Genomic DNA, 26276 nt, shown 5'->3' on the forward strand with positions numbered 1-26276 from the left:
GTTTTTAATATCAGGCCACCCGCTGAGACCTACACAATCCTCTTCGCCGGAAGCGTCAGATGTGTAAAAGAGCCAGCCCCCCCTCCTGGAGAACTCGGCCCGGCTGATCTCCAAGGGCACGCTCGTCGCCGTCGAGATCCCCGCCCCGCCCGCCGCCACGGACGCCACGGACGCGCCGGCCGCCGGCGTTCACGGCGGTCTCCGCAAGTTCGTCGCGATCCGCCAACTCGCCCTCGCCCCCGGCGACACCGCACACGTCGGGGAACGCCTCACCGCCGCGCACGGCGCGCTCTCCCCCGCGACCGCCGAAGCCCTCGACCTCCTCGCCGCGTTCGAGGAGCCGCTGATCCCGTCGCTGCGGCCGGACATCGCCGCCGTCGCCCGGGTCCCCGCCGCCGAGCTGGCGGCCGTGGCCGCCGCCCTCGTCGACCTTCGCGCCGAGCGACTGGCCTCGGCGCCCCGGCGGGGGGCCACCCCGGAGACCGGCACGTCCGCCCAGCGCCTCCACTCCGCCGTCGTCGCCGCCCGCACCCTGGGCGACCTCGTGGCCGCCACGCCCCCCGTGGGCATGCTCAACCTCGAACGCATCGAGATGGTCCCCACCGGCATCCAGCGCGGCGAACTGGTCTCCACCATCCCGCTCGCGCCCGGCGAGGAGACGGCGGTCACCCACAAGGAGTGGTCGGTCACCTCCCGGGAGTTCACGACGATCGTGACCGACTCCCTGGAGGAGGTCAGCGAGACGGGCGTCACGGACAACACCGACCTCTCCCAGTCCACGTCGTCCGAGAGCCAGCACTCGAACCAGTTCAACATCACCGGCACGGTCCAGGGCGGCATCCCGATCATCTCCGGATCCAGCACCACCGGGTTCACCTCGCAGGACTCACGCTCCGACTCCGCGACCGAGAGCATCAAGCACGCCCGCACGACCACCGAGAAGGCGGCCTCGCGCTCGCGTCAGGAGCACAAGGTCACCATCTCCACGACCACCCAGACCGGCACGTCCGAGACCTCGACGCGCGTCCTGAAGAACACCACGCAGCAGCCCGTCCGCATCGACTACTTCAGCCTGATGCGCACGTGGCGTGTGCGCCTCTACCGCTACGGGCTCCGCCTCACCTACGACATCGTCGTCCCCGAGCCGGGGGCCGCGATGCGGCGCGCCTACGCCGACCTGGAGGCGCTGCGCGCGCAGCAGGCGCCGTTCGAGTTCCCGGTGAAGCCCTCCGAGATCACGACCGACCTGGTGGGCCCGGACGGCGAACCCCTCGACGAGGGCGAGGAGGGCGGCGTCCCGCGGTACCTGTGGCTCGCCGACCGCTACGGCGTGACGGTGCGGCCCTACCCGGCCGAGCCCGTGCCGGTGCCCGCGAGCTCGCACGTCGGGACCAACGGGAACTGGTGGTTCCTCGACGTCGAGTTCGACGTCCCCGCCGGCACCGCCATCCGCGAGATCCTCCTCGACGCCCAGGTCGGCAAGGAGGACGGCGACGACAACCGGCTGAACTTCGACGTCATCGGCACCGTTCCCCAGCCCACCTGGAACGGGCTCGGCGGGCCCCTCATCCTCCGCGGCCACCGGCTCATGGCCACGCCCGAGGTGCCGTTCCTCCACGGCCACAGCGGCAAGCAGAAGGTGACGTTCTTCTTCCACCACTCCGCCGAGGTCTTCGTCGCCCTCACCGCGCGCCGCGACCTCACCGCCGAGGCGATCGACCAGTGGCGCAACGAGGTGTGGACCGCGCTCTTCGAGGCCGCGCAGACCCGGTACTTCGCCCGTCAGGAGGAGATCGCCGCGCAGATCATGGTGATCGAGGACCAGCTCGCCAACGTGGACACGCTCACCCTCCGCCGCGAGGAGAGCGACGAGATCATGAAGAGCGTGCTCAGGTTCGTGCTGGGCGCCGACTTCGCGTTCATGCCCGCCGAGGTGATCGCCGCGTTCGAGGCCGCGGGCGTCGACCTCAGGCACGGCATCGGCTTCGACGGGCCGACGCTCGGCATGGACCAGGACCAGTGGACGCTGCTGCGCCAGCACGAGGACCTGATCCGGTTCATCAACCAGGCCATCGAGTGGGAGAACGTCGTCACCTTCCTCTACTCCTACTTCTGGGACGTTCCGCCGAGCTGGCCGTTCATCCGCGGTCTGCGCCACCCCGACCCCAGCCGGCAGGCGTTCCTGCGCGCGGGCAGCGCCCGCATCGTGCTCACCGTCCGCAAGGGCTGGGAGCAGCGCTGGATGCGCTTCGCGGAGGGCGGCTCGCCCGACGCGGGGATCCCCGACGCGTACCTGTCCATCGCCAGGGAGATCGCCGCCTACGACGACCGCAACTACCCCGGCATCCCGCCCGCCAACCCGGGCAGGACCGCCACCCGCCTCCAGGAAGCCGTCTACACGACATCCTCGGCGAACGTCGTCCCGAGCGCCGGCCCGGTGACCGTCCGGGTCGAGTCCAGCGCCGGGTTCGTCGTCGGGCTGCCGGTCGTGCTCGACGCCGAGGACGAGCGCGGGATCCAGGAGACGGCGCTGATCACCGCCATCCCGAACGCGACGCAGATCACCGTGGACAAGGTCGCCTTCGCGCACCAGGGCACCGCCGCGCCGTTCCCCGTGCTGCAACCCGGCGAGAAGGGCGCGCTCATCGCCGAGTGGAACGAGTACACCCCCACCTCGGGCACCGACATCGCGGTGACGTCGAACCTGTCCACCATCGCATGACGGCCGCCTCGTTCACCGCGGCCGTCTCCCTCCTCGCCAAGGCCGAGGCCCGCCTCGTCGCGGCCGGGCAGAAGACCGCCGAGGAGCGGGTCAAGACCCTGCGCGGCGTCTACTACGGGACCACCTGGTCCCTGGACTACGACGTCGAGAGCAAGCGGTCGGTGGCCGGCGCCACCATCCGCAACGCGGGCTTCGTCACCTACACCGGCGGGCACGTCCCGGCCGACCCGCGGCCCGCGTTCTCCGGAACCTCGCTGCTCAAGGACCTCAAGGCGTCCCAGAGCATCAAGGACGGAAAGCGCTCGGTCGACATCGGTCACCTCCTGATCGGACTTGAGACCCGTACCGGCCTCGCCCGCACCCATGTCTTCCCCGAGGGCGGCACGGGACTGGAGGTCGTGACCTGGCTGGGGGACCTGGGCGGCGGCGCGGCCAACCTCGCCCGCCAGCGCGCCAGAACGCCGTCCACCACGGTCGCGTACGTCTTCCACAACAGCACGAACGACTACGGCTTCACCGACAACCTCGAAGGGGACGCCGCCGCCTACATGGTGGCGGCGGGCGCCACCCCCGGCGGGGTCCCCGTCTTCGGGCGGGGCACGGTCAGCGACGCGGTCAAGGCGTACCTCCTGCCCGCCGCCTCGGCCTCCTCACCCGGCTGGACGAAACGGGCCTCCGGGTGGGCCGCCGCGATCGGCGCGAAGGTCGGCCCGACCGGCATCGCCGACGTCACGGCCCTCATCGCCTCCCTCACGAAGAAGATCGCCGACTTCGGCTACTGGTACGCCGCCACCCGCTGGGTGCCGTCCGGCGAACTCGTCGGCGACGCCGCCCGGCGGACCTGCACGCACATGGACGGAGCCGCGAAGGAGGTCGCCACCGTCTTCGTGACCACGCTGTCGAGGACCGTCGCCAAGCCGCACACCGCGATCAACGCCACCGCGCCGTACCCGCCGCCGAGCCCGCAGGGGACCTGCAACAGCAGGCTCCTCCAGGCCGCGTCCCTGATCCCCTCCCTCCCCGGCCTCGACTTCCCGAACCGGTGACGGGGCCGGGGGGAGCGCGCTCACCGGCCGGGGCGGCGAGCGGGGACGTCACTCAGCGCGGCCTGGTTGGCCAGGACCCGGCGAAAGGTCGACCGGAACAACCGGTCGAACTGTTCAGCCTGTGCTTCCGATTCCATGCCGAGGGATGTCCGGGAGGAGGCGGGACCTTACAGGGGTCCCCTTGTCAGTGGCGTGGTGCAGGCTTGGACGCGTGAACGAGGCACGGACGAAAAGGATCTCGAAGTACCTGTCGCGGCATCTGAGACACGATCCCGCGCGGATAGGGCTGTCCCTCGACCCGGCGGGGTGGGTGGACGTCGACGTGCTGCTGGCGGCTCTCCGGCAGAACGGGATGGCGCTCAGCCGCGCCGAGTTGGAGACGGTGGTCGCGACCAACGACAAGCGGCGCTTCGCCCTGGACGAGGCTGGGACGCGGATACGGGCGAGCCAGGGGCACTCGGTCGCCGTGGACCTGGGGCTGCCCCCGGCCCAGCCGCCGCCGTACCTGTACCACGGGACGGTCGGGCGCGTTCTGGAGTCGATACGGGCGGAGGGGCTGCGGCCGATGGCGCGGCAGCACGTCCACCTCTCGCCGGACCGGGAGACCGCCACGCGCGTGGGGGCGCGGCGCGGGAAGCCGGTGGTGCTGCCGGTCGCGGCGGGGGCGATGCGGGAGGCGGGGCACGTCTTCCACCTCAGCGAGAACGGCGTGTGGCTGACGGCGGCGGTCCCCCCGGCGTTCCTCCGTTTCCCCGGCATCGGTTCCTGATCCGTCTCGCGCCGGTCTCGGCTTCGTACCGACCCGACTTCGTCACGCAGTGCGCCCACTAGGATCGTGGAGATCCGGGCCCGCGGGGGGTTCTTCGTCGACGATGACGGCTACGGAGTGGAGGAACGGCAGTGGAGGATCTGCGGCCGAGCGACCCGGTCTCGATCGGCGCGTACCGGCTGCTGGCGCGGCTGGGCGCGGGCGGGATGGGGCAGGTCTTCCTGGGGCGTTCGCCGAGCGGGCGGATGGTCGCGGTCAAGGTGGTGCACCGGGAGCTGGCCGAGTCCCCCGAGTTCAGGCGGCGGTTTCGCGCCGAGGTCGAGGCCGCGCGGCGGGTGAGCGGGCCGTGGACGGCTCCGGTGCTGGACAGCGACACCGAGTCGGTGGTGCCGTGGATCGCCACCGGGTATGTGGTCGGGCCGCCGCTGCGGGAGGTGGTGGACGCCTTGCACGGGCCGCTGCCGGAGCCCTCGGCGTGGGCGCTGGCGCACGGGCTCGCGCAGGCGCTGACCGAGATCCACGGCAGTGGGCTGATCCACCGGGACCTCAAGCCGTCCAATGTGATGGTGACGCTGGAGGGCCCGAAGGTCATCGACTTCGGCATCGCGCGGGCCGTGGACTCCAGCATGGTCACGCGCACCGGGTCGATGATCGGCTCCCCCGGGTACATGCCGCCCGAGCAGATCCGCGGCGCGCGGATGTCGGGCGCGGCGGACGTGTTCGCGCTGGGCGCGGTGCTGGCGTTCACCGTGACGGGGGCCGACCCGTTCTCGGCGGATGGCGCGCAGCTCCACACCGTGCTGTACCGGGTGATGCACGAGGAGCCCGAACTCGGGCCGCCCGACGGCATGTTGCGCGGCGAACTGCGGGACCTGGTGGTCCGGTGCATGGCGAAGGAGCCCGGCGACCGGCCGGAGCTCGACGAGATCGCGGGCCTGGCGGCGGGGAGGGCCGGGGACGACTTCTGGCTGCCGCCGGGGCTGACGGCCCGGCTGGGCCGGGACGCGGCGGACCTGCTCGCGTTCGACGGCCCCGGCGCGGCCGGTGCCGGGCCGGCCGCGGGCCCGCCGCCGCCCACCGCGCCGCCCACCGTCGTGCCCGGCGGGCAGCCCACGATGACCGTCGCCTCGCCCTCCGGCTACCCCTCGCCGTACGCGCCGCCGCCCGCGCCGCTCGGAGGATTCGGCGGCCCGCAGGGGCGACAGCCGTACCACTCGGGGGAGTTCGGCTCCACCGTCACCACGGTGCCGTCCCCGTCGGCCCTGCCGCCCCCGGCGGGCCGGGGCCGTCATGTCCTGGCGCTGGTCGCCGCGATGGCGGCGCTGGCCGTCGTCGTCTCGCTGATCGTGATGACCACGGACGGGGGCGACGACATCGAGGCCCCGCAGGCGGGCGAGCTCGACGGGGGCACGTCCGAGGGGACCGACGGCGGCAGCGGGGGCGCCGACCCCGAGGAGGCGCCGCTCGCCCACCTCCTGCCGCAGGAGGTGCGCGACGCGGGCGGGATCACCGTGCACAGCGCCCCCGAGGCGCCGCCGCTGGTCTTCACGGACGAGGAGGGGGTCAGCCCGGCCGGCTTCGAGGTGGACCTCGCCCGGGAGTTGGAGAAGCTGCTCGGCGTCGAGTTCCGGTTCTCGCTGACCGGCGAGTTCGACCTCGCCGTGGAAGCGGCCGTCCAGCAGGGCGCCGGCGTTCCCTCGCACATCGCGATGGCCGGATACCCGGACCTCGCCGACTACCGCGAGGAACACGGCGTCGACTTCGTCAACCACTACGAGGACGGCTGGGCCCTGATGGGCACCGGCCGCCTGAACCTCGGCGTGCTGGGCACCATGTGCGGCGAGAGGCTGGCCATCCGGGAGGGCGAGCAGATGGAGGACATCGCGCGCTCGGCGATCGGCGAGTGCTACGAGCCGGTCGAGTTCGTGGCCTTCTCCAGCATCGACGAGATGGCGGCCGCGGCCAGGGCGCACGAGGTCGACGCGGCGCTGCTGCTCTACTCCGAGGCGGCCCACTACGTCGGCGAGCACGAGGACAGCGGCCTCGCGGTCGACATCGCGCACCAGGAGAAGTTCCCCCGGGGCATCGCCGTCCCCAGCGAGCACGACGACCTGCGCGACGCCATCGCCTCCGCGCTCAAGACCTTGATGGACGACGGCACCTATGAGGAACTGCTGGAGAGGTGGCACATACCGCAGGCCGCCCTCGAGGAACCGACCGTGAACGCGGGCATCTGAGTGCAGTGAAGGAGATGGGCAGTGGAGGATCTGCGGCCGGGCGACCCTTCCGCCATCGGTCCGTACCGGCTGCTGGCGCGGCTGGGTGCGGGCGGGATGGGGCAGGTCTTTCTGGGACGTTCGCCCAGCGGGCGGATGGTCGCGGTCAAGGTGGTGCAGCGGGAGCTGGCCGAGGATCCGGAGTTCAGGCGGCGGTTCCGGGCGGAGGCGGAGGCGGCGCGGCGGGTGAGCGGGCCGTGGACGGCGCCGGTGCTGGACAGCGACACGGAGTCCGCCTTCCCGTGGATCGCGACGGGGTACGTCGTCGGGCCGCCGCTGCGGGAGGTGGTGGACGTGCTGCACGGGCCGCTGCCGGAGAACTCGGTGTGGGCGCTGGCCCTCGGGCTGGCCGAGGCGCTGAAGGAGATCCACGCGAGCGGGCTGATCCACCGGGACCTGAAGCCGTCGAACGTGATGGTGACGCTGGAGGGCCCGAAGGTCATCGACTTCGGCATCGCGCGGGCCGTGGACGCGAGCATGGTGACGCGGACGGGCGCGATGGTCGGCTCCCCCGGGTACAGCTCGCCCGAGCAGATCCGCGGCGAGGCCATGTCGGGCGCGGCGGACGTGTTCGCGCTGGGCGCGGTGCTGGCGTTCGCGGCGACCGGGCGCGACCCGTTCTCCGGGGACGGGGCACAGCTCCACACCGTGCTGTACCGGGTGATGAACGAGAAGCCCGAACTGGGGCCGCCAGAGGGGCCGTTGCGGGGCGGCCTGCGTGAACTGGCCGAGCGGTGCATGGCGAAGAACCCGGGCGCGCGGCCGGGGGTCGAGGAGGTGTCCGCGCTGGCGACGGTCGGGGCCGGCACCGAGTTCTGGCTGCCGCCGGGGCTGACGGCCCGGCTGGGCCGGGACGCGGCGGACCTGCTGGCGTTCGACGGACCGGGGCTGTCCCAGCAGCCCGCGCCGCCGGCGCCCGGCGCCCCCACCATCCCGCCCACCTATCCGCCCTACGCGCCGCTGTCCGCGCAACCGGCGGGAGCGGCGTCCGGGGCGCCGTCGGGCGGCATGGCCGGGACGCCCGGGTCCGGCGGTCAAGGGCCCTGGGGGATAGGGGAGTCGGGGCAGGCGACCCCGCCGGGCCTCTCGTCCGTTCCCACGGCGCCGCCCTCGCGGACGACGCGGCGCGGGGCGGTCGCCGCGGCGGTGGCCGCCGGGGCGGTGGCGACGGCCGTCATCGCGACGCTGATCGTGATGAACATGGGCGGGGGCGACGAGAACGAGCAGGCGGGCGACTCCGACGGCGGCACGACCGCGGGCGCGGCGGAGGGCGCCGAGGGAGGCTCGGGCGAGGACGCGGCCGGAGGCTCCGGCGAGGGTGCCGAGGGCGGCACCGGGGCCATCGACCCCGACGCGCCGCTGGCCGACCTCGTTCCGCAGGCGGTGCGGGACGCGGGCACGATCACCGTCCACGCCTCGACGCAGGCCGACCCGGTCCTCTTCGTCGAGGACGGCGACAGCACCCTCGTCGGCTTCGAGATCGACCTCGTCCGGGAGATCGGCGAGCTGCTCGGGGTGGAGATGACCTTCTCGGAGACCAGCGAGACGGAGGCCGCCGCCGAGGCGGCCGTCCGGGAGGGCGAGGAGGTCGCCGCGCACATCGCCGTGGCCGGGTTCTCCGACGACTCCTCCAGCCGTCACGAGCTGGGCGTGGACTTCGTCAACCACTTCGGGGACGGCCTGGGCGTGATGAGCCTCGACGAGGAGAACACGGGCGACCTGGCCGAGCTGTGCGGTCTGACGGTCACCACCTACGCGGACGAGTTCATGGAGGAGCGGGTGCGGTCCAACACCGAGGACTGCCCCGACCCGGTCGAGATCATGCCCTTCGGCAGCCGCGACGACATGGCGGAGGCGATCCGCACGGGAGAGGCCGACGCGGCGCTGCTGCTCTACTCCCAGGCGGCCTACTACGCGGGCGAGCACCCGGAGTTCGGGCTGAACGTCAGGATGGACAGCGCGGAGCGCGGCCCGCGCGGCATCGCCGTGCCCAGCGGGCAGGACGAGCTGCGCGACGCCATCCGCGAGGCGCTCGGCGCCCTGCTGGAGGACGGCACCTACGGGGAACTGATCGAACGGTGGCACATACCCGACGCCGCCGTCGACACGGCGGAGGTCAACGTGGGCGGGTGAGAGGGCCCCGCGTGCTGTCAGTGGCCCGTCCTAGCCTCGGGCCATGAACATCATCCTGATCCCCGGCCTCTGGCTCGACGGCTCGTCGTGGGACGAGGTCGTTCCCGCCCTCCGGGAGGCGGGGCACCGCACGCTCCCGCTGACGCTGCCCGGCATGGAGACGCGGGCCGCCGACCGCTCCGCCATCACCCTGCGCCACCACGTCGAGGCGGCCGTGGAGGTGATCGACTCCCTCGGCCCGGCCGAGGGCGGGATCGTGCTCGTCGGGCACTCCGGCGGCGGCGCCATCGCCCATGGCGCGGTCGACGCGCGGCCCGACCGGATCGCCCGCGCCGTCTACGTCGACAGCTGGCCCCTCGGCGACGGCGGCGTCATCAACGCCGGGTTCCCCTCGGAGAACGGCGAGGTCCCGCTGCCGGACTGGTCGCTGTTCGACGAGGAGGAGCTGGTCGACCTGGACGACGGGCTGCGGGCGGCGTTCCGCGAGCGCGCGATCCCGTCCCCCGTGCGTGTCGCGAGCGACCCGCAGCGGCTCACCGACGAGCGCCGCTACGACGTGCCCGCCACCGTGATCGCCTGCGCGTTCCCCGGCGCGACGCTCAGGGAGTGGATGGCCCGGGGCGAGCCGAGCCTGAAGGAGCTCGCGAGGATCCGCGACGTCGCGTATGTCGACCTGCCCACCGGCCACTGGCCCCAGTTCACCCGGCCCGGGGACCTGGCGCGGGCGATCCTCGACGCCATCGGCCCGGCCTGAGCGTCACGGCGGCGGCGGGTGCGCGGGCCTCGTCTCGCACATGCGGTGGGTCGAGCACTGTTGGTTCGAGCTCATGCTGATGGGGCGGCCCGCCGAGGGACCGCAGTCCGACGAGGGGCCCGAAACTGAAGCCGCCCCACCCACCAACCCCTAGGTCGCCGGATCGGCGGCGCTGAGGAGGCGTTCGAGGATCACGGCGATGCCGTCGTCGTCGTTGCCCGCCGTGATCTCGTCCGCCACGGCGCGGACGTCGGCGTGGGCGCCCGCCATCGCGACGCCGTGGGCGGCCCACGACAACATGGCGATGTCGTTGGGCATGTCGCCGAAGGCGATCGTCTCGGCGGCCGTGACGCCGAGACGGCGGGCGGCCAGGGAGAGGCCGGTGGCCTTGGTCAGGCCCAGCGGCAGCACCTCCACCAGGCCCAGGCCCGAGACGACGATGTTCACCAGGTCGCCCACGGCGGCCCGCGCCGCGTCGGCCAGGTCGTCGTCGGCCATGCCCGGGAGGTGGATGTACAGCTTGATGATCGGCTCGGCGAACAGGGCGCTGCGGTCGGGGGCGTCGGCGGGGTACGGATTGGCCTCGCCGCTGAATCCGCTGCCGACCGCCGGGCGGAACCGTCCGTCCATCATCACGTCCCCGTCGAGCCCATCGCGGTTGGCCGCCAGCGCGATGGGCCCGACCACCTTCTCCAGCCGTTCGACCACGGCGCGGGCGAGCGCCCGGTCGAGTGTCACGGAGGTCAGCAGCCGGTGCTCGCCCGCGTGGTAGAGCTGTGCGCCCTGCCCGCAGACGGCGAGCCCTCGGTACCCGAGGTCGTCGAGGATGTGCCGCGTCCACGCGACGCTGCGGCCGGTGGCCACGATGTGCTCGGCCCCCGCCGCCTGCGCCGCGATCAGCGCGTCCCGCGTCCGCTGCGAGATGGTCTCGTCGCGCCGCAGCAGCGTTCCGTCCAGGTCGGTCGCGATCAAGCGGTACGGGAACCGCTGCACAAGGCTGGTCACCCGGCCACCTTACGAGGACCCCGGACGTCGGCGGAACGGGCCTACGCCGCGACGGGCGCCAGCTTCTCCCGGCCGCCGAGGTAGGGACGGAGAACGTTGGGGACCGTCACGGAGCCGTCCTCGTTCTGGTGGTTCTCCAGCAGCGCCACGATCGTGCGGGGGACCGCGCACAGCGTGCCGTTCAGGGTGGCGAGCGGGCGGACGCCCGTCTCCTTCCCGCGCATCCGCACCGCGAGGCGGCGCGCCTGGAACTCGCCGCAGTTCGACGTGGACGTCAGCTCGCGGTACTTGCCCTGGCTCGGGATCCACGCCTCGCAGTCGAACTTCCGCTGCGCCGACGCCCCCAGGTCGCCGCTGGCCACGTCGATCACGCGGAACGGCAGGCCGAGCGAGGTGAGCCACTGCTTCTCCCACGCGAGCAGCCGGTCGAGTTCCGCCTCCGCGTCCCCGGGCGCCACATAGGAGAACATCTCCACCTTGTCGAACTGGTGGACCCGGAAGATGCCCCGGGTGTCCTTGCCGTGCGACCCGGCCTCGCGGCGGAAGCACGGCGACAGGCCCGCGTACCGCAGCGGCAGCCGCGCCTCGTCCAGGATCTCGTCCATGTGGTAGCCCGCGAGGGCCACTTCCGAGGTGCCGACCAGGTAGAGGTCGTCCTTCTCCAGGTGGTAGACGTCCTGCGCCGCCTGTCCGAGGAAGCCCGTGCCCTCCATCGCGCGCGGCTTCACCAGCGCGGGCGTGAGCATCGGGACGAAGCCCGCCTCCGTCGCCTGGGCGACCGCCGCGTTGACCAGGGCCAGTTCCAGCAGCGCGCCGACGCCGGTCAGGTAGTAGAAGCGCGAGCCCGACACCTTCGCGCCGCGCTCGGTGTCGATCGCGCCCAGCAGGGCGCCGAGCTCCAGGTGGTCCCTGGGCGCGAAGCCCTCCGCGCCGAAGTCGCGGACGGTGCCCAGCGTCTCCAGGACCGCGAAGTCCTCCTCGCCGCCGACCGGGACGTCCGGGTGCACCAGGTTCCCCAGCTGGAGGAGGAGGCGCTGCGTCTCGTCGGCGGCCTCGTCCCGCTCCGCGTCGGCGGCCTTGACCTCGGAGGCCAGCTCGCCCGCGCGGCGCAGCAGCTCGCCCTTCTCGTCGCCCTCGGCGCGCGGGATGCGCTTGCCGAGCTGCTTCTGCTCCGCGCGCAGCGCGTCGAACCGGGAGCCGGAGGCGCGGCGGCGCTCGTCGGCGGAGAGCAGCGCGTCGACCAGGCCGACGTCCTCTCCACGGGCGCGCTGCGAGACGCGCACTCGGTCGGGGTCCTCACGAAGCAGACGAAGGTCAATCACGCGACCAGGCTACCGGCGGAAGTGTCCCTCGATACACCGAGTTCAATTTGATCCGTTTTGGCCGTGAATTGGGTGAAAAGGGCGATGAGGGGAAATCCACAGGTCAGAGAGTTGCCCACAGAGTTTTCCACAGATCCGGGGGGACCTGTGGATGAAGCGGGGAAAGTCGTGCCCCCTGTCCGGGTGCGGCACAGAATTCCCCGCTCAAACCCTGCTTACACCCTCTTCCGGGGGAAAATGGCTCACACTCGGGAGGTACCCCGTGCGATTGCGGTGACGAATGCGGATCCGCACCCTGTGGATCACTTCGCGGCCCGAGTGGGCATATGTCGACTCTGTCCGGTTCGCCGTGTCGACTTATGCACAGCCACAGAGGGTGCCCTGTGGATAACTCCGTGGACAACCCCCAGGTCGTCCCCCCGCCGCCCGCGGGACACGCCGCGGCAACCTGCCCGTCACCGGTGCGACGGCCTCGCGCCGTTCCCCCCGCCGTTCCCCTCGGTCCTCCCGTCGAGGCACCGCGTCAGCCAGTCCGCCGCCGTCAGGAAGTCCGCGTCCGTCGTCCCCGCGACCACCGTCGGCTCCACATGGTCGGCGCGCGGGTACGAGCCGAGGTACCGCACATCCGAGCAGAGCCGCTTCAGCCCCATCAGCGCCTCCCCCACCCGCCGTTCCGAGACATGGCCCTCGCAGTCGAGCGAGAAGCAGTACTGCCCGATCCCCTTGCCCGTCGGCCGCGACTCGATCCGCACCAGGTTCACGCCGCAGGTCATGTACTCCTGGAGGACCTCCAGCAGCGCGCCCGGGTGGTCCGCGCGCAGCCACAGCACCACCGACGTCTTGTCCGCGCCGGTCGGCGCCGCGGGCCTGGCCGGGCGGCCCACCAGCACGAAGCGGGTGGTGGCGTTGTGCGCGTCGTGGATGTCGGTCACCAGCGGTTCGAGCCCGTACGTCGGCGCCGCGAACTCACCCGCGAACGCCGCGTCGAAGCGCCCCTCCTGCACCAGCCGCGCCCCGTCCGCGTTGGACGCGGCCGACTCCCACTGCGCCTCCGGCAGGAAACGCGACAGCCACCCCCGCACCTGCGGCTGGGCCACCGGGTGGCCGGTCACCGTCTTGATGTTCTCGATCTCCGTGCCGGGCCGCACCAGCAGCGCGAACGCGATCGGCAGGTGCACCTCGCGGTAGATCATCAGCGGCTCGCCCGAGGCCAGCTCGTCCACGGTGGCGGAGACGCCGCCCTCCACGGAGTTCTCGATCGGCACCAGCGCGCCGGCCGCCTCGCCCGAGCGCACCGCGTCCAGCGCGGCGGGCACCGAGATCATCGGCACCAGCTCGCGGGTCGCCGCCTCGGGGAGCGTGCGGAGCGCCGCTTCGGTGAAGGTGCCCTCGGGGCCGAGATACGTATAACGGCTCGCAGCTGTCATGACGCAACGGTAGCCCCGCCGGTGGTCACATCCCGCTCCGTCTCAGCCTCCGAACGGTCACGTCCCCCCGGCCCGCTCCCCCGGCGTCGGCTCCGCGTCAGCCCTCCAGCAGGGCCTGGCCCACGTACTCGCCCTCCGCCGCCCCGCCGGGCACCGCGAACAGGGCGCTCGCCTCGTGGCGGATGAACTCCGAGAGCGCGTCCCCCCGGTCCAGCTTCCGCTGCACCGTCACGAAGCCGCGCGACGGATCCGCCTGCCAGGCCAGGAACAGCAGCCCCGCGTCCGGCGCCCCGTCCTCGCGGAAGCCGTCGTGGTAGGAGAACGGGCGGCGCAGCATCGCGGCCCCGCCGTTCGTGTCGGGGGCCGTGACGCGGATGTGCGCGTCGGCCGCGACGACCGCGCTGCCGTCCCCGTTCGTCGCGTCGAGGTCCACGGGCGTCGTCTCCTCGCCCCCCGTCAGCGGCGCGCCGTCGGACTTGCGGCGCCCTATGACCCGTTCCTGCTCATCGAGCGACCGCGTCTCCCAGTCGTCGAGCAGCATCCGGATCCGCCGGACGACGACATACGAGCCGCTGGCCATCCATGTCCCGTCGTCGCCCGGCACGAAGATCCGCCGGTCGAAGTCGGCGTCCGACGGCTGGGGATTGTTGGTGCCGTCCACCTGGCCCATCAGGTTGCGCGTGGTCATGGGGCGCGCGGTCGCGCCCGGGCTCCGGTTGAAGCCGGACATGTGCCAGCGCACGGCGGCCGTCTCCGCGCCCGCGCGCTGGAGGGCACGCAGCGCGTTGAACGCCACCAGCCCGTCGTCGGCGCCCACCTGGATCCACAGGTCGCCGTCGGAGCGGGCCGGGTCGAGCGCGTCCGCGGAGAACCGGGGCAACGGGGCCAGCGCGTCGGGCCGGTCCCCGGTGAGCCCGGTGGCGTCGAAGAAATGGTGGCCGAAGCCGAAGGTCACCGTCAGCGAGGCGGGCCCGGCGTCCCGCGCCACGCCCGTGTCGGTCTCCGGTGTCCCGCCCGCCATCAGCTCGGCCGCCAGCGTGGACCACCGGCGCATCAGCGCGGCGGCCTCACGCCGTCCCGCGCCCGGCGCGAGATCGAAGGCCACCAGGTGCCCCTGCGCCTGCATCGGGGTGGTGATGCCCGGCTGGTGGGCGCCGAAGAACGGCACCGCGGTGGAGCCGAGCGCGGTGAGCGCGGGCCCGTTGTCGCTCGCCGCCGAGTGGGCGAGGGCCCCGGTGGTGGTGCCCACCCCGAGCCCGGCGGCCCCGGCGGCGCCCGCGCTGGTGAGCAGGCGGCGGCGGGAGAAGGTGCGTCGTTCAGTCATCGGCAAGCCATGAGTCGGAGGGTTTCATTCGATCGTGACGGTGGTGGTCTCGGTGATCTGGTCGACGTCGGAGGTGCGGATCGTCAGCGCCAGCTCCCACGCCCCGGGGCGGGGCAGCTGGACGCCGGTGGCGGTCCAGTGGCCGACGTCCACGTGCAGCGGGTCGAGGCGCAGCGGGCCGATCGCGTCGGACGGGTCTTCGGACGGAAGGGTGAGCGCCACGCGGACCTCGGCGGCGCCGGTGGGGGCGCCCTCGGGGTCCGTGAGGCGGATGTGCATGGTGTTCTCGCCGGTGCGCGCCGGCGTGAGCTCGATCAGCGCCGTGCCCTGGCCGGAATCGCCGCCGGTGTCGTAGGGGAGGGACAGGCTGCCCGGGTCCTGGGCCTGCGGCGGCCCGTTCTCCCCGGCCCCGGCCTCCCCATTCTGCGCTGCCTCGGCCGCCGCGGTGCGCGCGGGGGTGGTCCCGGTGAGCCCCGTGGTCACGGCGAGCAGAACGGCCGCCAGGGCCACCTCCGCCAGCACGGAACGCCGCAGGCCCGAGCGGTGCGGGTCGGCGTCACGCGCTTTCACCCGCCCGGCGCGCGCCACGGCGGCGCGCTGCCGGGCGAGCTGCCTGGCACGTTCCGGATCGACCGCGGCCTCCCCCTCCGCCGCCCCGCCCGCACCGACGGCCACCGGCTCCGGCGCGGAGGCCGCCTCCGCGCCCGCCTCCGCCGGGGCCTCGGCGTCGGCGGAGTCGGCGGCGGCGGCGTCCGGCCGGGCGTCGTCGAGGCGCCCGGTCCTGCGCCGGGACGCCCAGGCCACGGTCAGCAGCGTGACGACCAGGGCGACCTTGATCAGCAGCAGCTGCCCGTAGGAGGTCTCCGTCAGCGCCGACCACGACCAGCCGATCTGCCGCCACGCCTGGTAGAGGCCGGTGACCGCCAGGACGGTGACGCTGGTCAGCGCCACGGCGGAGAACCGCCGCACCGCCGAGCGCGGCAGCGCGGGCTCGGTCCGCAGCAGCACCAGCAGCGTGACGAGGCCGCCGAGCCAGGCGGAGACCGCGAGCAGGTGGACGATGTCCAGCGGAATGGCGAGGCCCGTCTGCCGCCCGGTGGACGCGTGTTCGGACATCGCCCAGCTCGCGGCGATGCCCGCGGCGAGGATCGAGCCGCCGAGGGCCAGGCCGAACGTCAGGTCGCGCACCCGTTCCGCCGTCGCCTCGTCCGGATCCGGCAGGGCGCGCTGCCGGGCGTAGCCGCCGTGCAGCACCGCGATGAACACCCCAGCCGCCGCGAGCAGCAGCAGCCGCGTGACCAGGGCCGTTCCCGTCTTGGTGTCGATGACGTCGCGCAGCCCGCCCAGGTCGAACGCGTCGGCCAGGTCGCCGCTCCCGGTGTAGGGCGTGCGCAGGAGCAGCAGCGCGATGGTCGACGCGGTGAGCGCGGTCCAGCCGGTGAGCGTGACGCGCTGCACCGTGCGCCGCGAGGCCGCGACCGGCCAGCAGGCGAGGGCGAACGCGCACGCGCCGCCCAGCAGCACGAACCCGCCGTACGCCGTGTAGCGCGCGACGTCGTAGAGGAGCCCCGAGACGCCGTCGTCGCCGGTCTCGGCCACGGCGCCCGGCTCGACGCTGGTCTCGGACGGCGCGCCGACGGAGAAGGTGAACGCCCCGGATATGGGGTGGCTGTCGGCGGAGACGACCTGCCAGGTGACGGTGTAGGTGCCGTCGGCCAGGTCGTCCCCGGGGAGGGCGACGGCGTAGGTGTGGTCGCCGAGGTCGGCCGTCTCGCCCCCGGTCGCGACGGCGTCGCCGTCCGGGTCGAGGACGCGGACGCCGTCGTCGGCGAGCGAGACGGCCTCGGTGAAGGTGAGGGTGATCTCCGCGGGCGCCGTGGCCACCACCTCCCCGTCCCCCGGCGTGCTGCCGGCGAGCGAGGCGTGGGCCGTCGCGGGCGTGGCCGCGAGCAGCAGCGCGGCGAGCGCCGCGCACACGGCGCCGGCGGCCACGAGCAGCGAGGTCAGGGTGCGGGGGACGGCGGTGGTCATGGCTGCGGTCTCACTCCCCGGTGTGGGTTGCGGATTCGACCGGCACGTCGAGGGTGATCGGCTCCGATTCCTCGAAGTGCAGTTCGATGGATACGGTCTCGCCCTCGGTGGGCTTGCCGGTCAGGTCCATGAGCATGAGGTGGTTCCCGCCGCGGGCGAGCGTCAGCGCGCCTCCGGCCGGAACCGTGAACGAGTCGACCTGCCGCATCGTGTTGTCCACGGTCTCGTGCATCTCGATCGTTCCGGCGAGGTCGCTGGTGACGGAGGTGAGGGTGTCGTCGGCGTCGCCCGCGTTCTCCACGGTGAGGAACCCGGCCGCCAGGTCGGCGGTGGCGGGCTCCGGGATGAACGCGTCGCGGGCCGACAGCTCGGGCCCCGACGCCCCGTCCCCGCCGCAGCCGGTCACGGCGAGGGCGGTGGCGGCGGCGAGGGCGGCGAGCAGCGCCGCGGCGCGTGCCGCGGGGTGCCGGGTCACGGCAGCTCGCCTTCGAGGAGCCCGGGGATGTCGCGCTGGAACGTCTCGACGGTGACGCCCTCGGTCCAGATGATGTGGGCCCTGTCGTCCGTCGGCAGGAACCCGACGACCTGGGTGCCGTGCGTGGAGACGATGTCGCCCTCGTCGTCCTCGAAGGACGGCTCGATGTGCACGCCGAGCGAGCGGGCGGCCTCCTGAATGGTCTCGAAGTCCCCGGTGAGCCCGGTGAAATCGGGGGACTGGGACTCGATCCACGGCCCGAGCGACTCCGGGGTGTCGCGCTCCGGGTCGGTCGTGACGAAGACGACGCGCAGGTCGGCGCGCTGCTCCTCGGTGAGCGACTCGGTGGCGACGGCGATGTTGCTCATGGTGAGCGGGCAGATGTCCGGGCAGTTGGTGTATCCGAAGTAGAGCAGGGTGGCGTGTCCCGCCGTCTCGGCGGCGAAGTCGTACGGCTCGCCGTCGGTGTCGGTGAGAACGAGGTCCGGCTTGTCGAAGGGCTGGTCGAGGACGGTCCCCTCGTCCTCGGCCCCGCCGCCCTCGACCTCGGCGGCCGGGGTGTCGCCGGTGTCCTTGCCGCCGCCCTCGCTGCCGCAGGCGGCCAGGGCGAGCGCGGCGGTGGCCGCGACGACGGCGGTGGTGATGGTGCGCAGGTGCATGAACGTTCCTGATGGTGGTCCGGGCCGCGGGGCGCGGGGTGCCGCGCCCCGCGGCCTCATATGAGACGGAGTGAGACGGGATGAGACGGAGTGAGACGGAGGTGGGGCGGGAGGTCAGGACTCGGCGGAGTCGGCGGCGGGGGAACGGCGGCGGCCCGCGAGGACGCCGAACGCCACGCCCGCCACGCCGACCGCGATGCCGACGCCGGCCAGCACGCGGGCGGTGGTGTCGGTGGCGGACTCGTCCTCGTCCCCGGCCGCCGCCGTGTCCTCGGCGTCCTGGGCGTCCTCGGCGTCGGCGTTCGCGCCGTCGTCGCCCTCCGCGTCGGCGGCGGCCTCGGTGCCCTCCGCGTCGGCGGCCGGCATGAGGTGCAGCACGGGCGCCGGGTCCTCGGGCTCCGAGCCGTCCTCGGCCGGGGGCTCGATCCAGCGGGCGACCTCGCCGTCGTCGTACGTCTGGATGGTCCGCAGCACCAGGTGCTCGGTCGTCTCGGGCAGCGGGCCGACGGACAGCGGGAACTGCTGGAACATCCCCGGCTCGATCTCGCCGCCCGTCCAGCGGATGACGCTGGGCGCCTCGGTGATCTGGTTGCCGTGGTTCTCGATCGGCGTCTCCAGCTCGGCGGTCTCGACCTCGACCTCCCAGCCGGGCACCGCCTGGGGACGGACGGAGGCGAGCGGGTTCTCCATGTCGAGGTGCATCTCGACGCTGACGGTCGAGGCCGTGTCGCTCTCGTTCGGCACCCGGACGTTGAGCGTGGTGTAGCCGCCCTGCTCGGCCTCGTCCGGGTCCACGGTGACATGGGCCTGGGCGGGGGCGGCGAGGGCGAGCGCCGCCGCGGCGGTGGCGGCGGTGACGACGGAGCAGGCGGCGATGCGCGTGCGGTTCATGGGCACTCCACTGGGGGTGTGGTGGTGAGTGGGGGATGTGCGAGCGCGCGGCGGCGGCGCACCCGCCCCTCAGGGGGAGTGCGTCAGGCCGCGAGCATGTGCTGATGCGTCGCGGGCGCCGGGGGCCCCCGGCGGCTCACGGCGCACGAGAGCACCGCTTCGTGGAGCACGGGGACGGACAGCTCCGCGGAGCGGACGCGGCCGGGGACACGGGCGTGCTCCGGCAGCGGGGCGCCACACAGGACGCGGAGGAGGCGGAGGAGGCGCGCCGCGCGGCGCAGCGGCGCCAGCGCGGCGAGCGGGGGCACGCCCGGGGTGGCGAGCGAGAGCCTGACGGCCGCCCAGAGCGCGGCCTCGCCGCGGCGCAGCAGCCAGCCCGCGGCGAGCGCGGCGGCGAGGTGGCCCAGCAGCATGGGCGGCGAGGCGAGCGAGGCGAACGCCTCGCCGAGTCCCGAGCCGGCGCCCCCGGCGCCCCCGGCGTGCGCCGCACCGGCCGCGCCCGCGGTGGGCGCCGTGTGCGCGTCCCCGAGCCCCGAGGCGGCCACGATGCGGGCCGCCTCCCGCTCCGAGATCGCCGGCATGTGGTCGTTGCAGAGCAGCCTGGCCGCCAGCTCCCTGGCGCTCGGCGCCGGGGGCCGGCCGGGGGAGGCGTGCCTGCCGATGCAGAAGACCACGTGGAGCGCGAGCTGCGAGACGGCGAGCAGCCCGGCCATCGCGGGCACCGAACGTCTCTCGCGCCCGGTCAGCGGAAGGGCGACCGCGAACGCGGCGGCCCAGCCGGCGGCCAGCGTGGCGGGGCGGACCCCGGGTCCGGTGGCCCAGACGTGCCCGGAGGCGGCCAGCGTGGTGCAAGCCGCGGCGAAGACCGCGGCTCGCAGCAGTCGCAGATCGGCTCCGGCACGCATGGCGGCGCCATCATCTCACCGAAGGGGGGTAGACGGACCGGTGAGGGCGCCCATGAGGCGCTGAATGACCGGTTCCGACACGCTGGCGTGCCCCCATATCGGGCGAAGCATCCGGTTACATCCGCCGATCGAGGGGTGTTGGGTCAACCAGACGCTTACGGTTCGCGCCGGTCGGCAATACCTACAGATATGTCGAGCCGAGGCCAGGAGGCGGACGTCATGAGCATCTGGTGGTCTCTCCAACTGCGGCGGGAAGCGGCCAGCGTCCCGCTCGCCCGGCGGCTCCTCCTTGGCTCCATGGAGGCCGCGGGCGTCGACGCGGACATCTCCCACGAGGTGTCCGTCGCTCTCTCCGAGGCGTGCGCGAACGCGGTCCAGCACGGCACGGGACACTCCGGGGTCTACCGGGTGACCGCCTCCGTCCAGGGCGACGTGTGCCGCATCGAGGTGACGGACTGCGGGCCCGGATTCGAGGCGGGCGCGGCCGTGCCGCGCTCCGAGCCGTTCGACCTGCTCACGAGCGGGCGCGGGATGTGCCTGATCGAGGCGCTCAGCGACGCGGTCAGCTTCGACAACCTGCCGGGGGCGGGCGGCGCGGTCGTCACGTTCGACAAGGCGCTGCGCCGGCGTGGCGAGAGGCTGCTGCCCACCTCCTGAGCCCCCGGGCCCATACCGCCGACCGCGGCCTATGCATATGGAGCGGTCAGAGGTATTGTCTTGTGATTTGCGCAATCTTTACTTCGTGCGCGTTACCGTGGCGCTGATCGGGACGTTGCGAGACGTCTCCTAGGAGGTGGAACCCATGGGTCAGATCGGGGCACGGGAGCTTGTCGTCCTTGCCATCGTCGTGCTGCTCGTCTTCGGGGCGAAGCGGCTGCCCGACATCGCGCGCTCACTGGGCAAGTCGGCGCGCATCCTGAAGAGCGAGACCGCCGCCATGAAGGCGGAGAACCCGAAGGCGAGTTCCCCCAAGGGGGAGGGCACCGAGCCGCAGCCGGAGGCCGCCCCCCGCACCATCCAGGCCGCCCCGGGCGACGTCACCAGCGCCCGTCCGGTCGAGGAGACCAAGCCCACCGCCCAGGCGTAGGGCCTCAGACCCGGGAGCGGGGCGGGGTTCCATCGCGCCCCGCGCCGCGGCCCCGCAGTACCTCGATCACGACCGGCACCACCGAGAGCAGCACGATCGTGATCAGGATCAGCTCGATGTGGTCCCGCACGGCCGCGACCTGCCCGAGCGCCGCCCCCAGCAGGGTCACCCCGGCGCCCCACAGCACTCCGCCCACCACGTTGAACGTCACGAACGTCCGGTAGTCCATGCGGCCGATCCCGGCGACGACCGGCGTGAACGTCCGCACGATCGGGACGAAGCGGGCCAGCACCAGCGACTTCGGGCCGTGCCGCGCGAAGAAGTCCTGGGCCTTCACCACGTGCTCCGCCCTGAACAGCCGCGCGTCCTCCCTGCGGAACAGCGCGGGCCCCACCCTCCGGCCGAAGAGATAGCCGACCTGGTCCCCCAGCACCGCCGCCACCACGATCAGCGGGCAGACGACCCAGAGCGAGTGGTGCAGATACGTGCCGGAGGCCACCAGCAGCCCGGTGGTGAACAGCAGCGAGTCGCCGGGCAGGAAGAAGCCGATCAGCAGGCCCGACTCGGCGAAGACCACGATCAGGATGCCGATCAGGCCGAAGGTGGAGATGAGCCGTTCCGGATCGAGCCATGAGGGGCCGAGGGCGAGAGCGTCCATGAGGACGCCAGGCTAGGTCTCCCCGGCCCGGGCTCCTCCGTTATCGTCGGCCGTCGGCGCCGCAACGCCACCCGGACGGCCCCACGACCCCGCGGAGTGTGCCCGTGTCTCCCGCGTCTCCCGTGCCCCCCGACCCCCGTGTGCCCCCGGGCTCGGTCGTGCTGATCACCGGGGTGATGGCCGCGGGCAAGTCGACCGTCGCCGAGGCCCTGGCCACGCGCCTGCCCCGGGCCGCCCACGTCCGCGGCGACGCGTTCCGCCGGATGATCGTCTCCGGGCGCGAGGAGCTGATGCCCGAGGAGACCGAGGAGGCCCGCGCCCAGCTCCGCCTCAGGTACCGGCTCGCCGCCGCCGCGGCCGACCTCTACGCGGAGGCGGGCTTCACCGCCGTCGTCCAGGACATCGTGCTGGGCGAGGACCTGGCCGCGTTCCCGGCGCTGGTGCGCGCCCGCCCGTTCCACGTCGTGGTGCTGGCGCCCGGACCCGGGACCGTCGCCCCGCGGGAGGAGGCGCGGGCCAAGGACGGGTACGGGCCCTGGACCGTCGCCGCGCTCGACGCGTCGCTGCGCGAGGCCACCCCGCGCCTCGGGCTGTGGCTCGACACCTCGCGGCAGACGCCGGACCAGACCGTCGACGCCCTGCTCGCGGGGCTCGACGCGGCGCGCGTGGAGGGCTGACCCCACCCGCCCGCGCGCCCCGGCTACCTTCCGTGCGGGGGACGGCGGGGGCGGACGGCCACCCCAGGGCCTGGTGGCAGAAGGGCAGTTGTGGTGCATCATGTGACGGCTGGGAACCTCCGCGTAGGCACACACGGAAGGCAACATCCGACATGAATCGCACCTCTCGGCGTCTGGCGACGGGGCTGCTCTGCCTCGGGCTGCTCACGGCGGCCTGCGGATCGGAATCCGACGACGAGGACGGCGGCGCCACGGCGGCCCCCTCGGATCCGCCCCCCGTCGAGGAGGAGTCCGCGCAGTCGGAGGGGAACGCGGGCTCGGGCGCACAGCTCCCAGGACCCGGGGACCCGGACTCCGTCGAGGTGCCGGACGTCACCAGCGCGACCATCCACACCAGCGAGGGCGACATCGCGCTCACCCTCTACCCCGAGTCCGCGCCGCTCACCGTCACCAACTTCGTCGGCCTGGCCGACGGTTCCCTGGAGTGGGAGGGCCAGCAGGACGGCGAGCCGCTGTACGACGGCACCATCTTCCACCGGGTGATCGACGGGTTCATGATCCAGGGCGGCGATCCCGCGGGGAACGGAACGGGCGGCCCCGGCTACCAGTTCGCGGACGAGATCGACCCCGAGCTGACCTTCGACGACCCCTACCTGCTGGCGATGGCCAACTCGGGCCCGGGGACGAACGGTTCGCAGTTCTTCATCACCGTGGCGCCCACCACCCACCTCAACGGCGCGCACACCATCTTCGGCGAGGTCGCCGACGACGCGAGCCGCGAGATCGTGGACGCGATCGCGACGACCGAGACCGGCATGGGCGACGTGCCCGTCGAGGAGATCACCATCGAGTCGGTGACGGTCGGCTGACCGGTCTCCGCCGCGGTTCCGCGCGGCCCGCGGGCGCCTTGCCGCTCGCGGGCCGCCTCCCTGTCCAGCCGGTGCGGGCTCCCCGGACCCGGGGACCTCACCCGGCGGACCCGTGAGGCCAGGTCAGCCCTCGCCATTTCCCTCGCCATGTCCCTCGGCCACGCCGCGCGGCCGGACACGCGGGCACAGGTAGAAGAGTTCGGGATCGCCCTCGTCCAGGCCGTGGAGCAGGCCGACCGGGCTCCAGCCGACGCGCCGCAGCAGGCGTTGCATGGGGTGGTTGGAGACGTTGGTCGAGGTGAACAGCTTCGGGGTGGTGCACGCGGCCTCGGTAGCCCCAAGGAGACGCGCGCCCACGCCTCGCCGGCGGGCGGTGGGCGCGACCATCAGCAGGGTGACGAAGCCCTGCTCGAAGAAGGTGTACTCCAGCACGCTGTATCCCAACGGGCCGGACCCGTCCCCGGCCAGCAGGGCCAGGCCCTGCTCGCACCAGCGCCGGACGCTCGCGCGCCGCGCGTGGTCGCCCGAGGCCGCGAGGGAGTCGATCCCTGCCAGCCCGGTCCAGTCCGAGGCGTTCGCGCGGCGAATCACCAGCCCGCCGGGGCTCTCAGCATCCATGGGCCCGATCGTGGCATCCCACCCCGGGCCGTGACCCCGGACCCGATACCGCCGAACGGGACCGCGCCGTCGTCAGCCCGTCGGCTTGGCCCCGGCCAGGGGAGTCATCAGGCGCGCCAGCAGGTCGTCGAGGCTGATCAGCCCCGTCACCCGCCCGTCGGCCCCCCGCACCACCGCGAGCGAGGCCCGCCGCTGGCGCAGCTGCTCCACGGCGTGCGCCAGGGTGTCCTCGGCCGTCAGCTCGGGCACGGGCCGCGCCAGCTCGGCGGCCGTCACCCGGCGGCCACCGGCCCTGGCCACGATGGCGTCCCGCACATGCACGGAGCCCACCACCCGCGCCCCGTCGCGCACCAGCAGCCGCGTGTGGTCGCTGGCCGCGGCGGTGGCGAGGATCACCTCGGCCCCGGCCGAGGCCGCGACCTCCGCGATCCGCACGGCGGGCACCTGGAACGCCCCCACCGCCGACTGCGGCTCGGTGAGCGACCGCGTGATCAGCCCCGAGTCCGTCTCGCTGATCAGCCCGAGGCGCTGCGACTCGGCGACCAGATGGGCCAGTTGTTCCCGGTCGTGAACCGAGGTCAGCTTCTCGCGCGGGGTGACCCGGCACAGCCGCACCAGGCCGTTGGCCACCTTGTTCAGCACCGAGATCAACGGCCGCACCGCACGCACCAGCGCCCGGAACGGCGGCGCCAGCAGCATCGCCGAACGCTCGGGGTGCGAGATCGCCCACGACTTGGGCGCCATCTCGCCGACCACCATGTGCAGGAAGACCACCACCGTCATGGCCACCACGAACGCGATCCCGTACGAGAGGCCGCTCGGCAGCCCGGCGTCGTGCAGCAGCGGGTCGATCTGGTGCGCTATGGCGGGCTCGGAGATGCTGCCGAGCCCCAGCGTGCACACGGTGATGCCCAGTTGCGCGCCCGCCAGCATGAGCGACAGCTCGCGCATCCCCGCCAGCGCCGCGCGCGCCCCGCGCTCCCCCGCCGCCCGCGCCTGTTCCATCCTGTGGTGCTTCGCCGCCACGAGCGCGAACTCGGCCGCCACGAAGAAGCCGCTGCCCACCAGCAGCAGGACCGTGATCAGCACGGCCGTCTGCGCGCTCACGAGGGCTGTCCCTCCCACGCCCGCAACGGCGACCGCTCACGCTCCCGCTCGCGCGCGGGCGCCCGTTCGGGCTCGGACTCCGGCGCGCGCTGCCGCTCACGCTCCAGCTCGACCCGGATCCTCGCGGGCACCCGCCGGTCGAGCGAGAGCACCTCTAGCCGGGCCAGGCCGCCGTCGGCCAGCTCCACCTCGATCAGGTCGCCCACCGCGGGAAAACGGCCGCAGCGGTCGATCACCAGGCCCGCCAGCGTCTCGAACGCGTCGTCCTCGGGCAGCGCGACGCCCGTCGCCACGGCCACCTCGTCCACCCGGCCCCTGGCGTCCACCAGCCAGCCACCGCGGTCCGGCACGGCCAGCTCCACCACCAGGTCGCTCTCGTCGGTGATCTCGCCCACCAGCTCCTCGGCGATGTCCTCCAGCGTGACGATCCCGGCCAGCCCGCCGTACTCGTCCAGCACGACGCCGAACTCCTCGTCCGCCGCCTGCATCTGCTCCACCGCGCCCGGCAGCGGCAGCGTGTCGGGCAGCAGTAGCGCCCTGCGCGCGAGCGCCCCCGCCGTGCGCCGGGTGATGCGCTCCGGGCTCACCCGCATCAGCTCGCGCACCCCGATCACGCCCACGATGTCGTCGACGCGGTCGCCGATCACCAGGTAGTGCGAGCGGCCGTGCGCGCCGATCAGCTCCACCACCTCGGACGCGGGCGCCGAGGCCCGCACCGAGTTCACCTCGACGCGCGGCACCATGACCTCGCCCAGCGTCCGTTCCGAGAAGCCCAGCGCGTGCCCCAGCAGCGTCGCCGTCTCGTGCGGCAGTTGCCCGTGCTCGCGCGACTCCCCGATCAGGTGCCCCAGCTCCTCGAGCGTCGCGCCGTGGTGCAGCTCCTCCACCGGCTCGATGCCCACCCGGCGCAGCAGCCGGTTGGCCGAGGCGTCGAAGACGCGGACCAACGGGCCCGCCACGCGCAGATAGAGCAGCGTCGAGGAGGCCAGCGCCATGGCGAGGCGCTCGGGCACGGCGAGCGCCAGGTTCTTCGGGCCGAGCTCGCCCAGCACCATCTGGATGCCCGTCGCCAGCGAGAACGCCAGCACCAGCGCGATCCCCGACACCGCGGCCTCCGGGACGCCGACGCCGGCGAGCGCCGGGTCGATCAGCGCGGCGAGCGCGGGCTCCGCGAGGAAGCCGACGACCAGGCCCGTCACGGTGATGCCGAGCTGCGCCCCGGAGAGCATGAACGACAGCCGCTCCTGCACCTTCATGGCGCGGGCGGCCCGCCGGTCGCCCGCCGCCGCGCCCGCGGCGAGGGCGAGCCGGTCGGCGGCCACGAACGAGAACTCCTGGGCCACGAAATAGCCGGTGCCCGCCGTCAGGACGAGAACGGCGAGCAGGCCGAGCGCGGCACTCAACTGACACCACCTCGCCGTGTGCCGCGGCACGCCAGACGTTGACGAGGTGGTCCGGGACTATGCCCGTCGGGATCAGATGAGTGGGCCGGCACGGGTCTCCTTCCGGAAGAGGCGGGAC

General features: G+C 73.4%; 23 protein-coding genes. 10 read left to right on the top strand and 13 right to left on the bottom strand.

Translation table 11 applies throughout. From position 1 onward, the window contains the following. Window positions 1-409 precede the first annotated feature (409 nt). From ADY01_RS07105 to ADY01_RS07130, 6 genes are all read left to right on the top strand, one after another. Window positions 410-2722, top strand: coding sequence for a hypothetical protein (locus tag ADY01_RS07105; protein WP_053170586.1), 2313 nt, complete (start codon window positions 410-412; stop codon window positions 2720-2722). Beyond that, window positions 2719-3768, top strand: coding sequence for a hypothetical protein (locus tag ADY01_RS07110; protein WP_049567471.1), 1050 nt, complete (start codon window positions 2719-2721; stop codon window positions 3766-3768). The genes ADY01_RS07105 and ADY01_RS07110 overlap by 4 nt, the downstream gene beginning before the upstream one ends. A gap of 211 nt (window positions 3769-3979) precedes the next feature. Beyond that, window positions 3980-4537, top strand: a complete 558-nt coding sequence (locus tag ADY01_RS07115) for an RNA 2'-phosphotransferase (RefSeq protein WP_049567476.1) — start codon at window positions 3980-3982, stop codon at window positions 4535-4537. 131 nt (window positions 4538-4668) lie between these two features. Then, the gene (locus ADY01_RS35920) at window positions 4669-6774 is read left to right on the top strand and encodes a protein kinase domain-containing protein (protein ID WP_053170589.1); all 2106 of its coding nucleotides are present in this window, start codon (window positions 4669-4671) and stop codon (window positions 6772-6774) included. A gap of 21 nt (window positions 6775-6795) precedes the next feature. Continuing rightward, window positions 6796-8946 (top strand): serine/threonine-protein kinase, encoded by a 2151-nt coding sequence (locus ADY01_RS35925; RefSeq protein ID WP_053170592.1) that lies wholly within the window; start codon window positions 6796-6798, stop codon window positions 8944-8946. A 43-nt stretch (window positions 8947-8989) separates the two neighbouring features. Beyond that, window positions 8990-9700 carry an alpha/beta fold hydrolase gene (locus ADY01_RS07130; RefSeq protein WP_049567481.1) on the top strand — a complete coding sequence of 237 codons (711 nt, stop codon included), beginning with the start codon at window positions 8990-8992 and terminating at the stop codon, window positions 9698-9700. Between the two features lie 150 nt (window positions 9701-9850). Here ADY01_RS07130 and ADY01_RS07135 read toward each other — a convergent pair whose 3' ends face one another. From ADY01_RS07135 to ADY01_RS07175, 9 genes are all read right to left on the bottom strand, one after another. Then, complete coding sequence (locus ADY01_RS07135; protein ID WP_049567555.1) at window positions 9851-10693, bottom strand: HAD family hydrolase; 843 nt, start codon at window positions 10691-10693, stop codon at window positions 9851-9853. A gap of 53 nt (window positions 10694-10746) precedes the next feature. Beyond that, window positions 10747-12027 (bottom strand): serine--tRNA ligase, encoded by a 1281-nt coding sequence (gene serS, locus ADY01_RS07140; RefSeq protein ID WP_078900075.1) that lies wholly within the window; start codon window positions 12025-12027, stop codon window positions 10747-10749. Between the two features lie 455 nt (window positions 12028-12482). Continuing rightward, complete coding sequence (pheA, locus tag ADY01_RS07145; RefSeq protein ID WP_049567486.1) at window positions 12483-13454, bottom strand: prephenate dehydratase; 972 nt, start codon at window positions 13452-13454, stop codon at window positions 12483-12485. A gap of 97 nt (window positions 13455-13551) precedes the next feature. Further along, window positions 13552-14778, bottom strand: a complete 1227-nt coding sequence (efeB, locus tag ADY01_RS07150; RefSeq protein ID WP_049567490.1) for an iron uptake transporter deferrochelatase/peroxidase subunit — start codon at window positions 14776-14778, stop codon at window positions 13552-13554. A gap of 24 nt (window positions 14779-14802) precedes the next feature. Further along, a complete protein-coding gene (locus ADY01_RS07155; RefSeq protein ID WP_049567494.1) occupies window positions 14803-16809 on the bottom strand; it encodes a copper resistance CopC/CopD family protein in 2007 nt (668 codons plus the stop codon). 10 nt (window positions 16810-16819) lie between these two features. Then, on the bottom strand, window positions 16820-17284 hold the full coding sequence (locus tag ADY01_RS07160; RefSeq protein WP_063784143.1) for a copper chaperone PCu(A)C: 465 nt from the start codon (window positions 17282-17284) through the stop codon (window positions 16820-16822). Further along, window positions 17281-17943, bottom strand: coding sequence for an SCO family protein (locus ADY01_RS07165; protein ID WP_049567497.1), 663 nt, complete (start codon window positions 17941-17943; stop codon window positions 17281-17283). Before ADY01_RS07165 ends, ADY01_RS07160 begins: the two co-directional genes overlap by 4 nt. A 114-nt stretch (window positions 17944-18057) precedes the next feature. Beyond that, window positions 18058-18834 (bottom strand): YcnI family protein, encoded by a 777-nt coding sequence (locus ADY01_RS07170; RefSeq protein WP_049567501.1) that lies wholly within the window; start codon window positions 18832-18834, stop codon window positions 18058-18060. 83 nt (window positions 18835-18917) lie between these two features. Continuing rightward, window positions 18918-19739 (bottom strand): hypothetical protein, encoded by an 822-nt coding sequence (locus ADY01_RS07175; RefSeq protein WP_049567506.1) that lies wholly within the window; start codon window positions 19737-19739, stop codon window positions 18918-18920. Window positions 19740-19958: 219 nt separating this feature from the next. Here ADY01_RS07175 and ADY01_RS07180 point away from each other — a divergent pair, with 219 nt between their 5' ends. Both ADY01_RS07180 and tatA read left to right on the top strand, forming a co-directional pair. After that, entirely contained in the window at window positions 19959-20396 is a 438-nt protein-coding gene (locus tag ADY01_RS07180; protein ID WP_049567509.1) for an ATP-binding protein, read from the top strand. Window positions 20397-20541: 145 nt separating this feature from the next. Then, window positions 20542-20826 carry a Sec-independent protein translocase subunit TatA gene (gene tatA, locus ADY01_RS07185; RefSeq protein ID WP_049567512.1) on the top strand — a complete coding sequence of 95 codons (285 nt, stop codon included), beginning with the start codon at window positions 20542-20544 and terminating at the stop codon, window positions 20824-20826. Window positions 20827-20830: 4 nt separating this feature from the next. Here tatA and ADY01_RS07190 read toward each other — a convergent pair whose 3' ends face one another. Continuing rightward, window positions 20831-21484: a DedA family protein gene (locus ADY01_RS07190; protein WP_049567515.1), complete on the bottom strand. Its 654-nt coding sequence runs from the start codon at window positions 21482-21484 to the stop codon at window positions 20831-20833. Between the two features lie 176 nt (window positions 21485-21660). Here ADY01_RS07190 and ADY01_RS07195 point away from each other — a divergent pair, with 176 nt between their 5' ends. Beyond that, window positions 21661-22161: an AAA family ATPase gene (locus ADY01_RS07195; protein WP_049567560.1), complete on the top strand. Its 501-nt coding sequence runs from the start codon at window positions 21661-21663 to the stop codon at window positions 22159-22161. A gap of 362 nt (window positions 22162-22523) precedes the next feature. Continuing rightward, a complete protein-coding gene (locus ADY01_RS07200; protein WP_234320122.1) occupies window positions 22524-23030 on the top strand; it encodes a peptidylprolyl isomerase in 507 nt (168 codons plus the stop codon). Window positions 23031-23153: 123 nt separating this feature from the next. Here ADY01_RS07200 and ADY01_RS07205 read toward each other — a convergent pair whose 3' ends face one another. The 3 genes from ADY01_RS07205 to ADY01_RS07215 all read right to left on the bottom strand — a co-directional run bounded on the left by ADY01_RS07205 (window position 23154) and on the right by ADY01_RS07215 (window position 26158). Then, complete coding sequence (locus ADY01_RS07205; RefSeq protein WP_049567521.1) at window positions 23154-23648, bottom strand: GNAT family N-acetyltransferase; 495 nt, start codon at window positions 23646-23648, stop codon at window positions 23154-23156. Window positions 23649-23720: 72 nt separating this feature from the next. Then, on the bottom strand, window positions 23721-24755 hold the full coding sequence (locus ADY01_RS07210; protein ID WP_049567524.1) for a hemolysin family protein: 1035 nt from the start codon (window positions 24753-24755) through the stop codon (window positions 23721-23723). Continuing rightward, complete coding sequence (locus ADY01_RS07215) at window positions 24752-26158, bottom strand: hemolysin family protein (RefSeq protein ID WP_049567533.1); 1407 nt, start codon at window positions 26156-26158, stop codon at window positions 24752-24754. The genes ADY01_RS07210 and ADY01_RS07215 overlap by 4 nt, the downstream gene beginning before the upstream one ends. Window positions 26159-26276: the final 118 nt, after the last annotated feature.

The organism is Streptomyces sp. SBT349, assembly GCF_001083795.1.
Taxonomy (GTDB): domain Bacteria; phylum Actinomycetota; class Actinomycetes; order Streptomycetales; family Streptomycetaceae; genus Streptomyces.